The following is a 13,910-nucleotide window of genomic DNA, read 5'->3' on the forward strand; positions in this document are numbered from 1 at the left end:
ATGGGCCATACTAACGATCCCGCAGTCATTGAACGCCTGATGCGCACCAAAGGGCGCTGGGCCGTCGTTGGCCTCAGCACCAACGAGTGGCGGGCAGCCTTCGATACCTCGCTGTTCATCAGGGACCGCCTGGGCATGGAAATCATCCCGGTCAACCTCCCCGGGGACCCCGTCCACGGCAAAACCGGGTACCGCAGCCTCCTGGACATTCCGCCTTCAAAGCAGCCCATCGACGTCGTCGACTGCTTTGTCAACTCCCAAAAAGTGGGGGCCGTAGTGGACCAGGCGATTGCAGTGGGAGCAAAAGCGGTGTGGATGCAGCTGGGCGTCATCGACGAGGCTGCGGCGGAGCGGGCCAAGGCGGCGGGACTGGACGTCGTGATGGACAGCTGCCCGGCCCAGCAGGCCTGGAAGTTCAACCTCTGACACGCAGGGACTTCAGCGCTTCAAGAACTCCGGATAGTGCCGCTCGGTGACGTCCGGGTGCGCGCGCATCCTGCCCTTGAGCATGTTGAGGCCGAATGACGAAAGCAGGGGGTTGGCCGGATCATCGGTGATTCCCCTCGCCGCCGCCTTCAGCTCTGGTGGCAGCGGGACAGGATCGATTACGGCATCAAGCCTTGGCGACCAGAAAAATGGAACAGAATAGCGGTCCACCCCTGGTGGAGGGGCCTGAACGCGATGGATGGTGGCCGCCAAATACCCTTCCGTGGCCACTTCCAGCATCTCGCCAAGGTTCACCACCAACGCTTCGGGAATCGGCTCCACAGGAACCCATTCGCTGGCTCCGGGCGGCAGGACCTCCAATCCGCCCACGCTGTCCTGGAGCAGCAGGGTCACGAATCCGTAGTCGGCATGCGAGCCCACGCCCTGGTCGCCAGCGGCCTCCACCACTCCTCCCACATAGTGCACCAGCTTGCCCATCCAGGCCGGCGACCCCTGGAACGGCTCGTCGAAGTAGTCCTCCGGAAGCTGCAGGGAAACTGCGATGGCCCTGAGCAGTTCCATGCCCACGCGGGACATCAATTCCGCCCACTCCATGGCGGCGGGCCGCAGTTCGGGAAAGGACTCGTCTGGCCAGAGGTTGGGGCCCTGCAGCAGCCAGAACGGCTGGTCCTCCGGATAATCGGCTACCGGCGTCCGTTCGGGTGAATAGTCGATCTGCTCCCGGGCGTCAGCCCTTCCCTGGGTCACCTCGGTGCCCATCCGGGTGTAGCCGCGGAAGTGTGGCGAAAGCCGGTTGTCCAGCTTCATGCGTTCTTCCAGGGGCAAGTCGAAGAAGCGCCTGATGACGTCCAGGAGGTGTTCAGCCTGTCCGCTGGCCGCACCGTAGCCGGTGACCTGGAAGAAGCCCACGTTATGGGTGGCGTAACGCAGCTGCTCGATAAAGTCCGGGTGGAATGACCCGTCGGCCTGCCGCGCCGTAGCCAGGTCAAGAACAGGTATGGCCCCCTGATCGTGTGACATCTTCGCAGACTAGCACCGGACGCGATGGCTTTGTAGGCTTCCAGCATGGACCCGGACGCCCTGAGGAAAATCTGCCTATCCTTCCCCGGCGCGTACGAGGATTATCCGTTCGGGCCTGAAACCGCTGTCTTCAAAGTCCGTGCCGAGGCTGCCGGCGGCGGCCGGAATGGGGGCAAGGTTTTCGCGCTCTCCTCAATGAACACAAAGGACGGGTACGTGAACCTCAAGTGCGAGCCGGGCCTGGCCGTTCAGCTCCGCGCCGCCCACCCTGAAATCACCGGAGCCTGGCACATGAACAAGGCCCATTGGAACGGTGTGAAGCTGGACGGAGCATTGCCGGTAGGCATGATCAGGGACATGGTGGAGGACTCCTATGACCTGGTGGTGGCAGGCCTCACCAGGAAGCAGCAGGAGCAGCTGGGCTGGACCCGCCTGGGCGGCGCACGTGGGCAGTAAGGGCGGGGCGGCCGGAGCACTCAACTACCCCGGCATCGGCGGCACGGAGCAGGGCACGGCACCTGCGGGCTACTCCACCGTGCTGAAGGAGGTCCGGGTGGGTACGGGACTTGCCGTGTACCGACGGATTGCTGACGGCACCCTGAGTTGGGAGCTGCAGCGGAGGGCAGGGCTCCGCGTCCGCGCCGATTCCCCCGTGGCGGTGCCCGGGGCGCGGGTGGTGAGCGGCTTCGGGGCCGGGCCCTTCCGGCTGAACGCGCCATGCCAGGTGGTGTGGGTCCGGGAAGCGGCCGGGGAGGACATGCCGCAGTCAGCAGGATTCGGATACGGAACGCTGCCCGGGCACCCGGCAAGGGGCGAGGAATCCTTCGAGGTGGAAATCAGCGCTCGCGGGGAGGTGTTTTTGCGGATCCGGGCCTTCAGCAGGCCAGCAAACTGGTTCTACGCGGCCGGCGGCATTGTCACGCGTGCGGCGCAACGCTATGTCACCTCCCGGTACATTGAAGGGGCACGCACTCTCGCCGCGGAAGGAACATCCACGTGATCTTCATTGTCGTCAAGTTCAAGGTCAAGCCTGAATGGTCCGGGCGCTGGCTCGACCTGGTTTCCGACTTTACCCAAGCCACCAGGGAGGAGCCGGGCAACCTCTGGTTCGACTGGTCCCGCAGCGTGGACGACCCCAACGAGTTCGTCCTGGTGGAGGCCTTCAAGGACGACGCCGCCGGAGACCACGTCAACAGCCCGCACTTCAAGCAGGCTATGGCGGACATGCCCCAGGCGCTCGCCGAAACGCCCCGGATCATCAGCCGCCAGCTCGACGGTGCCGGCTGGGACCAGATGGGCGAGCTCGCCATCTGACCCCATCGATTGCTCCGTACCTGCCGTTCTGGCACTCCTAAGCGGCAATTACGGAGCACTCGATAGCATGAAGGCATGTGGATCGGCTGGATCGAATTCGATATCCTCCTCGGCGACGTCCAGAGCCTGAAGGAAAAACGCTCCGTGATCAGGCCGCTGCTAGCCGAGGTCAGGAGGCGTTTCGACGTCTCGGTTGCCGAGGTGGGTGATCACGACCAGTACCGGCGCTCGCAGGTGGGCGCAGGGCTGGTGGCAGCCGACCGCGCCCACCTCATTGAGGTGCTGGACGCGGTCGAACGCTTTGTGGCAGCCCGGCCTGAATTGGAACTGCTCAGTGCCCGGCAGCGTGACCACCACAGCGAGGACTAACCCCGTCGACTGCTGAGTACTTGTCGTTTTCACGCGCGAAAACGACAAGTACGGATCAATCGATGAGAGGTGTGGATAACTTCTGCGGCCTTTCCCCGATTCTGGTCTCATGGACCGATGAAGACGCCCCGCCCGTTGCCGGACGAACTCCGGACCGGCCCCTTCACCCTTGCAGATGCGGCGCTCGCAGGAGTATCCCCACGGCGCTGGCGTCACGCGTCGTTGGTCCGTCGTGGCAGGGGCATCCGCATGGAACGCACGCCGGCGGCGCTCCCCTTGAGTGCCAGGGTGCGGCCCTTCATTGAGGTCAATGTGCGATGTGCCGCCTCGCACCTCACTGCGGCGGAGCTCCTGGTCCTGCCGCGGCGCCAGCAGAAAGGAAATCCGGAAATGTTCCATGTCATCAGGCCGGAGGGTGCGGCCCACCTTAACAGGCCGCATGTCATCGTGCACAGAATGAAGCTTTACAGCGACGAGGTGACGGTGGTCGATGGAATTCCCGTGACCACTCCGGAGCGCACCTGGCTGGACATGGCGGAGATGCTGACGGTGGACGAACTCGTGGTGATGGGGGACAGCTGCGTGCGGGTGCCCAGGCTGGAGCTCGAGGGCCGGGACATGCCGTTGTGTTCCATCGGCGATCTTCAGCGGATGATCAACCGGCACAAAGGCAAACGGGGACTCCGGAAAGCCAAGGAAGCCGTCAAGCTGGTTCGCGTTGGCTCCGACTCACCTCAGGAGACACTGCTTCGGCTGGCCGTAGCACGGGCCGGGCTGCCTGAACCCGAGCTGAACGTTCCCATCATCTCGGAGGACGGCATGAGGCACCACGAGCCGGATCTCTCCTACCGGAAGTACCGGATCGGGATCGAATACGAGGGCGAACACCATGGCGAAGAGGGCCAGATTGTGCGGGACATCGATCGGTCCGAGCGCTACGCAGCCCTGGGCTGGACCGAGGTAAGGATCTCGAAGCGCCACATGTTCAACGATGCGAAACCTGCGGTCGCCAAAATCCGGACGGCCCTGGTCCAAGCCGGGTGGGGTAAGGGTCGTTAACAAACGATTGCTCCGTAACTGCCGTTCTGAGGGTTCAAAACGGCAGCTACGGAGCAATCGATGGGGTCAGCCGAAGTACTTCGGCAGGGTTCCCTCGTGGGCTTCACGGAGGGCGCCCAGGTTCAGGGACTCCACTCCGTTGATCTCCAGGGTGCCGCTGGCCGCATCCACCACGCCGATGCGCGTGTGGGCGAAGCCGCGGGCGGTGCACATGTCCGTGAACCGGACTTCCTCCGAACGCGGGACGCCCACAACAGCGCGGCCCTGGGACTCGGAGAAGAGGGCCGTGAACAGGTCTACGCCGTCGCGGTCCAGGACATCCTGCAGCGCAATCCGGGCACCCACGCCGTAGCGCAGCGAGGACTCCACCAAGGCTGCCGCAAGGCCGCCTTCGGAGAGGTCGTGCGCGGAGTCGATCATGCCGTCGCGGGAAGCGTTAATCAGGATCTCGCCCAGCGCACGCTCGGCCTCGAGGTCCACCTTCGGCGGCTGCCCGCCCAGGTGGCCGCGCATGTTGGCCCACTCGGAACCGTCCAGCTCGGCACCAGTGGTGCCCAGCAGGTAAATTGCCTGGCCGTCCTCACGCCAGCCCGACGGCGTGCGGCGCGCAACGTCGTCGAGCTTGCCCAGCACCGCCACCACCGGGGAGGGGTGGATGGGCGTGGTGCCCGTCTGGTTGTACAGGGAGACGTTGCCGCCGGTCACCGGGATGCCCAGCACCATGCAGGCATCGGACAGGCCGCGGATGGCCTCGGCGAGCTGCCACATGACGTCCGGGTCCTCGGGGGAGCCGAAGTTCAGGCAGTCACTGACGGCCATGGGCACGGCACCCGCGGTGGCCACGTTGCGGTAGGCCTCGGCCAGCGCCAGCTGGGCGCCATGGTACGGATCGAGGTAGGTGTAGCGGCCGTTGGCGTCGGTGGCCAGGGCCACGCCCAGGCCGGTTTCCTCATCCACGCGTACCACGCCGGCGTCGTCAGGGAAGGCCATGGCCGTGTTGCCGCCCACGTAGCGGTCGTACTGGTTGGTGATCCAGGACTTGGAGCACATGTTCGGCGATGCCACCAGCTCGGTGACGGCCTTTGCCAATTCAGCTGGGGCAGCGGGGCGGCCGGTGTCCTGGACAGATCCGGTGAAGGTGTCAGCCTGCACGCGGTCCTGCCACTCGGGGCGTGCGTACGGGCGGTCGTAGACCGGTCCGTCGTGTGCCACGGTGCGGGGATCGACGTCGACGATCACCTCGCCTTCCCAGGTGATGATGAGGCGGCCGGTATCGGTCACTTCGCCGAGCCAGGAGTACTCCACGGCCCACTTGTCCATCACGGCCTCGAACGCTTCCACGTTCTCCGGGGTCACCACGGCCATCATCCGTTCCTGGGACTCGGACATCAGGATCTCGCCGGGGGTCAGGGTGGGGTCGCGGAGCAGGACGGAGGTCAGCTCAACCTGCATGCCTCCGTCGCCGTTGGAGGCCAGCTCCGACGTGGCGCAGGAGATGCCGGCCGCGCCGAGGTCCTGGATGCCTTCAACGAGGGAGCCCTTGAACAGTTCAAGGCAGCACTCGATGAGGACCTTCTCGGCGAACGGGTCGCCCACCTGGACGGCGGGACGCTTGGAGGGCTTGGTGTCGTCGAAGGACTCGGAGGCCAGCACGGAGGCACCGCCGATGCCGTCGCCGCCGGTGCGCGCACCGAACAGGACCACCTTGTTGCCCTTGCCGGAGGCGTTGGCCAGGCGGATGTCCTCGTGCCGCATCACGCCGACAGCCAGGGCATTGACCAGCGGGTTGCCCTGGTACACGGAGTCAAACACCATTTCGCCGCCGATGTTCGGCAGGCCCAGCGAGTTGCCGTAGCCGCCGATGCCGGCAACCGCGCCGTGCATGACGCGGGCGGTGTCCGGGTGGTCGATGGCGCCGAAGCGCAGGGGGTCCATCACGGCAACGGGGCGGGCGCCCATGGAGATGATGTCGCGGACAATGCCGCCGATGCCGGTAGCGGCACCCTGGTAGGGCTCAACGAACGACGGCGAGTTGTGCGACTCGATCTTGAAGGTCACGGCCCAGCCGTCCCCCAGGTTGGTCACACCGGCGTTTTCGCCGATGCCCACCAGCATGTCCTTCTTCATTTCCTCGGTGACCTTCTGGCCGAACTGGCGCAGGTGGTTCTTGGAGGACTTGTAGGAGCAGTGCTCGCTCCACATGACGGAGTACATGGCAAGCTCGGCGCCGGTGGGGCGGCGGCCAAGCACCTTGACGATCTCGTCGAACTCGTTCCGCTTCAGGCCCAGTTCCGCCCAGGGCAGTTCCGTGTCCGGGGTCTTGGCAGCATGTTCAACGGTGTCGATGTTGAACTTCTTGGTGGTTTCCGTGGTCACTTGTCGCCTCCCACAATCTTGTTCAGGACGGAGGTGAAGAAGCCCAGGCCGTCGGTGTCGGACCCGCCGATGCCATCGAGGGATTCGGGACCGAAGCCAACTTCCACGGCGTGCTCGGGGTGCGGCATGAGCCCCACCACGTTGCCGGCTGCGTTGGAAATGCCGGCGATGTCCCGGCGGGAGCCGTTCGGGTTGAAGCCCACGTAGCGGAAGACGACGCGGCCCTCCGCCTCAAGGGCGTCCAGGGTCTTTTCGTCCGCGATGTACTGGCCGTCCTGGTTCTTCAGCGGGACGGTGATTTCCTGGCCGGCTTCGTAGTCCAGGGTCCAGGCCGTGTTGCTGTTCTCGACGCGCAGCACCTGGTCGCGGCAGAGGAACTTCAGGTGGTCGTTCTTGATCATCGAGCCGGGCAGCAGGTGTGACTCGGTGAGGATCTGGAAGCCGTTGCAGATGCCAAGGACAGGCAGCCTGGCATCGGAATTGGCGGCGTCGATGATTTTGGACATCAACGGTGCGAAGCGGGCAATGGCGCCGGCACGCAGGTAGTCGCCGTAGGAAAAGCCGCCGGGGATGACCACGGCGTCCACGTCGCCAAGCCGGCTGTCACCGTGCCAAAGTTCGACGGCGGTGCCGCCGGCAAGGCGCACGGCGCGGGCGGCGTCCCGGTCGTCGAGGGTGCCGGGGAAGGTAACGATGCCGATGCGGGCACCGGCGAGGCGCGGCTCCGCCGCGGCAGCGACGGCTTCGCCGATCAGGGGGAGTTCAGTCATGTCAGGCCTCGACGACTTCGACGTTGACGACGTCCTCGATCACGGGGTTGGACAGGAGGGTCTCCGCGGCATCGCGTGCCTGGGCCAGGATTTCCTCGGTCACCTCGCCGTCGACGGTCAGTTCGAACCGCTTGCCCTGGCGGACAGAGCTGAAGCTGGTGAAGCCCAGGCGGGGGAGAGCGCCGACGATCGCCTTCCCCTGCGGGTCCAGAATCTCGGGCTTGGGCATGACGTCAACAACGATCCGGGGCATCCGGTAACTCCTGTGCGTGAGCTTGGGTAAGGGCGCAGCGGAGTGGTGCCGTCTCACGCCGTACCGGGGTGTCTGGGACAGGTTGTGCCAGGCACGGTTCCTTATACCTTGTGGACGGGCGCTCCGCGAGCTTGCTAGCCCATTCTACCGGCCGGAGCGCCCCACCCTGTAAACGGCTGCCTGGCGGCGGCCGGCGGTATGGGGCCAAGGCGGAAACAGGGCCAGGGCGGGGGTTCTGGAGTTGCGCGTCCTGCGTCACTAGGATTGCTGGATGGCTGAAAATTCGAAATCCGTGCTGTTGCCCATGGTCGCAGCAGCAGTGTTTGCAGGACTGGGCAGGATGGTGTTCCAAAAGATCAAAGCCGACCGTTTCGCCCGGGAGAACAGGGTGGCGGGGCCGGTGGATGAGAAGACCAGGCAGTGGATCAGCGAGGTGGTCCGCACACCCCGCCAGTAGCGGGAGCGCTTGCCATCTGAGGGTTTGTAAGGACGTCCTGCGGGGCGTCCTTTTTTGGTGCTCCGCCGCAGTCTCCCGCTCCCATGTGACTGGCGAAAATATTGGTTTTGTGTCCTATGTCATATTCAGCTATCACTCTGTACTCTTTGAGTCGACTGGTCTCATGGAATGACAAGATCTGTAATTCCATGCGCAAAGTCAGTCGTTTCGGGCCGCCAACCGTGGCTGGGCCGGTACATCGTGAAAGGTTTGCTCGTGAGATCTACTGGAAAGAGCCCCATGCGGGGCGGGGGATTCCGGAAGGCAGCGGCGCTTGCCGTGGGCTTGCCGCTTCTCCTCACCTCGATGGCCATCAGTCCCGCCACCGCGGCGCCTGCCGGGCTGGATCAGGCAGTCGCTGCCATGGAAACTGCACCTGCCGAATTCAAAGACGGCCGCTACATCGTGGTCCTGGCGGAAGCAGCGGCCGCCGCTTACGAGGGCGGCACCCCCGGGCTTGGCGCAACCAAGCCCGACAACGGGCGGAAGCTGGACGCCGGCAGCGCCAGCTACAGGGCCTATGACGCACACCTGCGCCGGCAGCAGCGGGAGGTGGCAGCAAGCCAGGGGGTGACCCCGGGAAAGCAGTACACGGCCGCGCTGAACGGCTTCACTGCCGAGCTGACAGCCGCCCAGGCCATGGAACTTTCCAAGGATGAGCGCGTCATGGTGGTTGCACCCGACGCGGAGAACGCTCCCGACTACACCACCACGGATTTCCTTAAGCTGACCGGCCCGGACGGGGTCTGGGCCAAGCAGTTCGGCGGCGAAGCGAATGCCGGCAAGGGCATGGTGGTTGGCGTCATCGACTCGGGCTACGCACCGGACAACCCGTTCCTCCAGGGCGAACCGGTACAGCCCCTTAGCGGCCCGGCCCAGGTGGGCGTGCCCTACCGCACCGCGGAAGGCCGGATCGCCATGCTCAAAGCTGACGGCACCACCTTCGAGGGCGAATGCCAAAAAGGCCAGGGCACGGGAGCGGCGTTCGACGGCTCCCTGTGCAACTCCAAGGTTGTTGGCGCAAGGTACTTCGCCGATTCGTTCCTGCAATACGTAGCCCCGCAGAACCGGGCCCCGGAGGAACTCATCTCCCCGGTCGACGTCGGAAGCCACGGAACCCACACGGCCACTACCGCCGCAGGCGACGCGAATGTGGAGCAGGTGATCGACGGCGCAAACTTCGGCAGGAGCTCCGGCGTTGCCCCCGCCGCGAAGGTCTCGGTATACAAAGTCTGCTGGGAGGACACCAACCCGAACACCGGCGGCTGCTACTCCTCCGCCTCGGTGGAGGCGGTGGAGGCCGCAATCAAAGACGGCGTGGATGTCCTGAACTACTCCATCTCCGGCAACAACAACACCACCACCGATCCCGTAGCCCTTGCGTTCCTGAATGCCGCCTCTGCAGGCGTCTTTGTGTCCGCTTCAGCCGGCAACTCCGGGCCCGCAGCGTCCACCGTCAACCACTCCTCACCGTGGCTGACCACGGTTGCCGCGTCCACGTTCCCCAGTGACCTGCTGGGCACCGTCAAGGTCTCGGACGGCTCGCTCTACCGCGGAGCTTCGATCATGAAGTCCGAGGTGGCAGACAGGCCGGTTGTCGTCGCCTCGGCTGCGGCAGCAGCCGGAGCCACCAATCCCAACCTCTGCGCCCCGGGCTCCCTCGACCCGGCGAAGGTTGCGGGCAAGGTGGTGGTCTGCGACCGCGGCGTGGTGGACCGGACGGCCAAGAGCCAGGAAGTCCAGGACAAGGGCGGCGTTGGCATGATTTTGGTGAACCTCACCAGCAGCTCCGAGGACGCGGACAACCATGTGCTGCCCACAGTGCACGTCAACGCACCCAAGAGCCTGGACCTGAAGTCGAAGCTGGAGGCGAACCCCGCACTCACAGCCAGCCTGGTCAAAGGCGACCTCACGGGCCTGCCGCCCGCACCTGCGCCCCAGATCGCCGGTTTCTCCTCCCGCGGACCTACCCTTGCCGCCGGCGGCGACCTGCTGAAGCCGGACATCGCGGCTCCCGGTGTGAACGTCCTTGCCGGCGTCTCCACCATCGGCAACAACGGTGACCAGTTCGGCTTTATGTCCGGAACCTCCATGGCTGCGCCGCACATCGCCGGCTTCGGCGCCCTGGTGCTCGGCAAGCAGCCCAAGTGGACGCCCGCGATGGTCAAGTCTGCCATGATGACCACGGCTTACCCGCTGGTGAACGCCGACGGCACGCCCAATACGGATCCGTTCCAGGGCGGCGCAGGCCACATCGACTCCACCCGGGTCCTGGATCCGGGCCTGGTCTACAACTCAGGCATCAAGGACTGGCTCGGCTTCCTCAACGGCCAGGGCGTGGACACCGGGGCTGCGCAGGCCGGCTCCATTGCGGCCCGCGACCTGAACGTTCCGTCGATCGCACTCGGCAGCCTGGTGGGGGAAGTGCAGGTCAAGCGACAGCTCACTGCCTTGGTTCCCGGAATCTACCGTCCGGAAGTCAACATGCCGGGATTCAATGTCAAGGTGGAGCCGAACGCACTGAACTTCGCCAAGGCCGGCCAGACCCGCGAGGTCACGCTGACCATCCGGAACGTCAGCGCTCCGGTGGGCAAGTTCAGCACCGGCACCCTGGCCTGGAAGGGCCCGCGGACTGTGAGCTCTCCCATCGCAATCCGGCCCGTTGATGCGCAGATCGCCCCGTCCTTCTCCTTCAGCTCCGCTTCCGGCAGCGGGAGCGGCACGATGGAACTGGTGTCCGGTTCGGACAGCCCGATCAACGTAGGGGTGGAGGGGCTGGCTCCGCTGAGCCAAACGGCCATTACCAAGACTCCCGGCGCGTACGCGCCCCGGAACGACGCCCACAACGCGCTGCTTCAGGTGGCAGTTCCGCAGGGAGCCTCGTTCGCCCGCCTGGGCGTCCAGGCGCAGTCGGACGACGTCGACTGGGACATGGTGGTGTACGCCCCCAATGCTTCGGGCGGCCTGACTGCCACCCAGGTGGCGACCGCCGCTGCCAGCGAATTCCTGAACCTGGAATCCCCCCGGGCCGGGACTTACTACATTGCGGTCAACCTCTACTCCACGCCGGACAACGGCGCGGCTAGCGCGTCCGTGCAGGCGGTCACCTTCGCAGGGGACGCCGGCAACCTCACGGTGGACCCGAATCCGATCGTGGCCCCCAATGGCACCGCCACCTCTGCCACGGTTTCCTGGACCGGCCTGTCCGAAGGTGCCTACGTTTCGCGGCTCAGCCTGGGCGGGAACGGCATCAGGACGTGGGTTAACGTCCAGGTGGGAGCCGCGCCGGTTGCCCCCGCCGGGGCTCCGCAGGTAGCGCTCGCGGACGCAGTACCCGCGTCCTAGCAGCCTGATGTCCTGGAGGAAAAGCAGGATCCCGGGCGGCTAAACCGCCCGGGATCCGGCTTTTTGCCTGGAGAACCGCCTGGCCGGGTGTCCTAGGTGCTGCCCCATGCTCCGCCGGCGCTGCCCAGCAGCGGTGCCATCGCTTTCCAGCGTGCGATTTCGCAGCCGTCCGTGCGCGCGAAAGTGGAATTAACCGGGCGGCCATGGAAGATTCCAGTGACCACGGCCATCTGCGGTCCGCCATACTGCTGGGTGCACAAGCGCGGTGGTCCGGGCTTGGGGAAGAAGATATCCTCACCGAACTTCTCCACGGCTGCGAGGGCGGCTTCGGGGTCCGGCAGCGTGCTTCCGGGCTGGGCACGTCCATCGTCGGCTATGAGCCGAAAAACCTGCTCGACGGCGGCCGGATCCTCCCTCAGCCTGACGGTGAGATCGATCATTCGGTCATGCCCGGGACGGTCGAGAGTGCGTCCAGTTCCATTGCCAGCCGCTCCCGGAGTGCTGCGGCCTCGGCGGCGAAGGAGCGCTGGTACTCCACGTAGGCCGCCTTCCCTTGGGGCGTCTCGATGGGAATCGCCGGATAGCCCCACTCCGCCAGGTCGTAGGGAGAAGCCTGCATGTCCATGGCGCGGATCCGCCAGGATAGCTCGAAGCAGTCCATCACCAGTTCGCTGGACAGGGCCGGCAGCAGCTTGTAGGCCCACTTGTACAGGTCCATGTTGGCGTGGAGGCAGCCGGGCTGTTCGTGGTGGCGCTGGCTGTTCCGGCTCGGCGCAAACTCATTCAGCGGCACGGCGTCCGGCGTATAAAAGCGGAATGCATCGAAGTGCGTGCAGCGGATCCTGTTGTCCTCCACCACCTTGTCGGTGCCGGCCGACCCCAGCCTCAGCTGGAGGTATTCATGGCGCAGGTCGAACTTGTCCTGGCGGTAGACCATCGCCCATTCGTGCAGGCCAAAGCAGCCGAACTGGGCCGGGCGTGCGGCGGTCCCCCGCAGGATGATGCGGGCAAAGGCCACGGCCTCGCTGCGGTCGGCAAGAAAAGCGTCGCGGTCAAAGGTGACCGCGGTGCTTCCTTCCGGCAGCCCCAGGAAGGCAAGCTCGCCGTCGTCGAGCATCCTGTAGTGCTTCCAGCCCGTCCGCGCGGCCGCTGCCCTGCCCGGCAGGACGTACCCTGCGCCGGGGTGCCAGCGCCGCAGCTGGCCGGGTTTCTGGGTGTAGTAGGTGAACAGGAAGTCCTCCACTGGATGCTTCCTGCCGGCGGACCTGCGGGCAAGGTAGGGGTCGGCGTAGCGGCCGACGCGCTGGTGGTGGGCTTCCTCGAGCGGCTGCCATACATCCGCCGCCAGAAGCTTAAGCTCCACCGGCGGCACCCAGGACATCCTTCGCAGCTTCCCAGGCGCTGATTTCGCAGCCGTTGGTGCGGGAGAATGCAGCGTCTACCGGCACGCCGTCCACAACGCCCGTCACGGTGGCTTTTTGCGGGCCGCCGTACTGTTGGGTGCAGGCCTGGTCCGTTGCCGGGGCGGAGGGGCTCACCAGCCCGGCGTTTTCCTTCAGCGCAGCGCACGCAGCATCAGCGGCCGGATGGACGCTTTCAGCAACAGGGACCCCTTCGGCGCAGACCAGGGTGTAGCTGATCTCCGGTTCGCCCTCGGCGGGAACGATGATGATGGCAAGTTCGGCGTTACCCTTGCCCGGTCCTGAGGGTGCCGCCGGAGATTCGGGAGCCGGGGCAGGGACGGAGGTCTCGGCGTCGGCAGACGGACTGCCGGACGGCTGCGGGGAACTGGTGGCGGAGGCTGTGGGAGGTGAGGATGGTCCGCCGGACGGGGTGCCGCCGCCTTGGCCCGGAGAGCAGGCCGCGAGCAGCGCCGCTGCCACGAGCAAGGCTGAGATCATGCTCGTGTGCGTCCTGCCTGGGGGTCGCCGCCTGCCCTTCATGCCCTTATTCTACTGCCGGTCCTGCATCTGGCTGGTGTTGGAGGTGGCCGCAATGAGGCCCATCATGGCCGCATGGAGTTCGCCGACCTGGTCCCTGCTCAGCCCCAGCCGTTCCATCATGGTCCCGGGAACGTTGAGCGCCTCCTGCCGGAGCGCGGCGCCTTCGTGGGTCAACTCGACGGCGAGGGCGCGCTCGTTGCCGTCTGCCCGCCGCCGCGTGATCAGGCCCGCGGCCTCAAGCCTGCGGAGCAGCGGGGAGATGGTGGCCGGTTCCTGGGCGAGGGCCTCGCTGATATTCCGGACAGTCCGCGGACTCGCTTCCCAGAGGCACAGCATCACAAGGTACTGCGGGTGGGTCAGATTCAGCTTCTCCAGCACCGGCTTGTAGGCGCCCACAACGCTTCGCGCCGCCACCGTCAGGGCGAAGCACAACTGGTGTTCCAAAAGCAGGTCCTCGTCCTGCCCCTGTTCGCTGCCGGTTGCCGCTGCCATGGATCCTCCGATTGTTAGTGCACTAA

Annotated in this window: 16 protein-coding genes; 8 read left to right on the plus strand and 8 right to left on the minus strand. The window is 65.7% G+C overall.

Annotation, left to right across the window (positions count from 1 at the left end; translation table 11 throughout):
* Positions 1–426: a CoA-binding protein gene (locus C3B78_RS02605; protein ID WP_104996688.1), complete on the plus strand. Its 426-nt coding sequence runs from the start codon at positions 1–3 to the stop codon at positions 424–426.
* Positions 427–438: 12 nt separating this feature from the next.
* On the opposite strand, the gene C3B78_RS02610 is transcribed toward C3B78_RS02605, so the two are convergent.
* The gene (locus C3B78_RS02610) at positions 439–1,467 is read right to left on the minus strand and encodes an isopenicillin N synthase family dioxygenase (RefSeq protein WP_104996689.1); all 1,029 of its coding nucleotides are present in this window, start codon (positions 1,465–1,467) and stop codon (positions 439–441) included.
* 45 nt (positions 1,468–1,512) lie between these two features.
* On the opposite strand from C3B78_RS02610, the gene C3B78_RS02615 reads away from it, so the two are divergent.
* The 5 genes from C3B78_RS02615 to C3B78_RS02635 all read left to right on the plus strand — a co-directional run bounded on the left by C3B78_RS02615 (position 1,513) and on the right by C3B78_RS02635 (position 4,209).
* Complete coding sequence (locus C3B78_RS02615; protein WP_104996690.1) at positions 1,513–1,923, plus strand: MmcQ/YjbR family DNA-binding protein; 411 nt, start codon at positions 1,513–1,515, stop codon at positions 1,921–1,923.
* Positions 1,913–2,467, plus strand: a complete 555-nt coding sequence (locus tag C3B78_RS02620; protein ID WP_234005497.1) for a DUF1990 family protein — start codon at positions 1,913–1,915, stop codon at positions 2,465–2,467. The genes C3B78_RS02615 and C3B78_RS02620 overlap by 11 nt, the downstream gene beginning before the upstream one ends.
* Positions 2,464–2,781: a putative quinol monooxygenase gene (locus C3B78_RS02625; protein ID WP_104996692.1), complete on the plus strand. Its 318-nt coding sequence runs from the start codon at positions 2,464–2,466 to the stop codon at positions 2,779–2,781. The genes C3B78_RS02620 and C3B78_RS02625 overlap by 4 nt, the downstream gene beginning before the upstream one ends.
* A gap of 75 nt (positions 2,782–2,856) precedes the next feature.
* Complete coding sequence (locus C3B78_RS02630; protein WP_104996693.1) at positions 2,857–3,150, plus strand: DUF503 domain-containing protein; 294 nt, start codon at positions 2,857–2,859, stop codon at positions 3,148–3,150.
* A 249-nt stretch (positions 3,151–3,399) separates the two neighbouring features.
* Complete coding sequence (locus C3B78_RS02635) at positions 3,400–4,209, plus strand: hypothetical protein (RefSeq protein WP_104996694.1); 810 nt, start codon at positions 3,400–3,402, stop codon at positions 4,207–4,209.
* Positions 4,210–4,275: 66 nt separating this feature from the next.
* Here the strand turns inward: C3B78_RS02635 and purL are convergent, their stop codons facing one another.
* From purL to purS, 3 genes are read right to left on the minus strand one after another with little or no spacing between them, the layout of a single operon-like run.
* On the minus strand, positions 4,276–6,585 hold the full coding sequence (purL, locus tag C3B78_RS02640; protein ID WP_104996695.1) for a phosphoribosylformylglycinamidine synthase subunit PurL: 2,310 nt from the start codon (positions 6,583–6,585) through the stop codon (positions 4,276–4,278).
* Positions 6,582–7,355 carry a phosphoribosylformylglycinamidine synthase subunit PurQ gene (purQ, locus tag C3B78_RS02645; protein ID WP_104996696.1) on the minus strand — a complete coding sequence of 258 codons (774 nt, stop codon included), beginning with the start codon at positions 7,353–7,355 and terminating at the stop codon, positions 6,582–6,584. Before purQ ends, purL begins: the two co-directional genes overlap by 4 nt.
* 1 nt (position 7,356) lies before the next feature.
* On the minus strand, positions 7,357–7,608 hold the full coding sequence (purS, locus tag C3B78_RS02650; RefSeq protein WP_015935902.1) for a phosphoribosylformylglycinamidine synthase subunit PurS: 252 nt from the start codon (positions 7,606–7,608) through the stop codon (positions 7,357–7,359).
* Between the two features lie 271 nt (positions 7,609–7,879).
* Between purS and C3B78_RS02655 the strand changes: the two genes are divergently transcribed.
* Together C3B78_RS02655 and C3B78_RS02660 are read left to right on the plus strand one after the other, a co-directional pair.
* Positions 7,880–8,065, plus strand: coding sequence for a hypothetical protein (locus C3B78_RS02655; protein WP_104996697.1), 186 nt, complete (start codon positions 7,880–7,882; stop codon positions 8,063–8,065).
* 279 nt (positions 8,066–8,344) lie between these two features.
* The gene (locus C3B78_RS02660) at positions 8,345–11,449 is read left to right on the plus strand and encodes a S8 family serine peptidase (protein WP_104996698.1); all 3,105 of its coding nucleotides are present in this window, start codon (positions 8,345–8,347) and stop codon (positions 11,447–11,449) included.
* 92 nt (positions 11,450–11,541) lie between these two features.
* Here C3B78_RS02660 and C3B78_RS02665 read toward each other — a convergent pair whose 3' ends face one another.
* The 4 genes from C3B78_RS02665 to C3B78_RS02680 are packed head-to-tail and all read right to left on the minus strand — an operon-like array spanning position 11,542 to position 13,884.
* Positions 11,542–11,889, minus strand: coding sequence for a serine protease inhibitor (locus C3B78_RS02665; protein WP_104996699.1), 348 nt, complete (start codon positions 11,887–11,889; stop codon positions 11,542–11,544).
* Entirely contained in the window at positions 11,886–12,830 is a 945-nt protein-coding gene (locus C3B78_RS02670) for a 3-methyladenine DNA glycosylase (RefSeq protein ID WP_104996700.1), read from the minus strand. The genes C3B78_RS02665 and C3B78_RS02670 overlap by 4 nt, the downstream gene beginning before the upstream one ends.
* Entirely contained in the window at positions 12,802–13,350 is a 549-nt protein-coding gene (locus tag C3B78_RS02675; RefSeq protein ID WP_104996701.1) for an SSI family serine proteinase inhibitor, read from the minus strand. The genes C3B78_RS02670 and C3B78_RS02675 overlap by 29 nt, the downstream gene beginning before the upstream one ends.
* A gap of 51 nt (positions 13,351–13,401) precedes the next feature.
* Positions 13,402–13,884, minus strand: coding sequence for a MarR family winged helix-turn-helix transcriptional regulator (locus C3B78_RS02680; protein WP_104996702.1), 483 nt, complete (start codon positions 13,882–13,884; stop codon positions 13,402–13,404).
* Between the last annotated feature and the right edge of the window lie 26 nt (positions 13,885–13,910).

The organism is Arthrobacter sp. PGP41 (assembly GCF_002953935.1).
Taxonomy (GTDB): domain Bacteria; phylum Actinomycetota; class Actinomycetes; order Actinomycetales; family Micrococcaceae; genus Arthrobacter.

Coding starts and splice junctions, on each gene's coding strand:
- C3B78_RS02605 (WP_104996688.1), top strand. CDS start 1: ATGGGCCATACTAACGATCCCGCAGTCATTGAACGCCTGATGCGCACC.
- C3B78_RS02610 (WP_104996689.1), bottom strand. CDS start 1,467: ATGTCACACGATCAGGGGGCCATACCTGTTCTTGACCTGGCTACGGCG.
- C3B78_RS02615 (WP_104996690.1), top strand. CDS start 1,513: ATGGACCCGGACGCCCTGAGGAAAATCTGCCTATCCTTCCCCGGCGCG.
- C3B78_RS02630 (WP_104996693.1), top strand. CDS start 2,857: ATGTGGATCGGCTGGATCGAATTCGATATCCTCCTCGGCGACGTCCAG.
- C3B78_RS02635 (WP_104996694.1), top strand. CDS start 3,400: ATGGAACGCACGCCGGCGGCGCTCCCCTTGAGTGCCAGGGTGCGGCCC.
- purQ (WP_104996696.1), bottom strand. CDS start 7,355: ATGACTGAACTCCCCCTGATCGGCGAAGCCGTCGCTGCCGCGGCGGAG.
- purS (WP_015935902.1), bottom strand. CDS start 7,608: ATGCCCCGGATCGTTGTTGACGTCATGCCCAAGCCCGAGATTCTGGAC.
- C3B78_RS02655 (WP_104996697.1), top strand. CDS start 7,880: ATGGCTGAAAATTCGAAATCCGTGCTGTTGCCCATGGTCGCAGCAGCA.
- C3B78_RS02660 (WP_104996698.1), top strand. CDS start 8,345: ATGCGGGGCGGGGGATTCCGGAAGGCAGCGGCGCTTGCCGTGGGCTTG.
- C3B78_RS02665 (WP_104996699.1), bottom strand. CDS start 11,889: ATGATCGATCTCACCGTCAGGCTGAGGGAGGATCCGGCCGCCGTCGAG.
- C3B78_RS02670 (WP_104996700.1), bottom strand. CDS start 12,830: ATGTCCTGGGTGCCGCCGGTGGAGCTTAAGCTTCTGGCGGCGGATGTA.
- C3B78_RS02675 (WP_104996701.1), bottom strand. CDS start 13,350: ATGATCTCAGCCTTGCTCGTGGCAGCGGCGCTGCTCGCGGCCTGCTCT.
- C3B78_RS02680 (WP_104996702.1), bottom strand. CDS start 13,884: ATGGCAGCGGCAACCGGCAGCGAACAGGGGCAGGACGAGGACCTGCTT.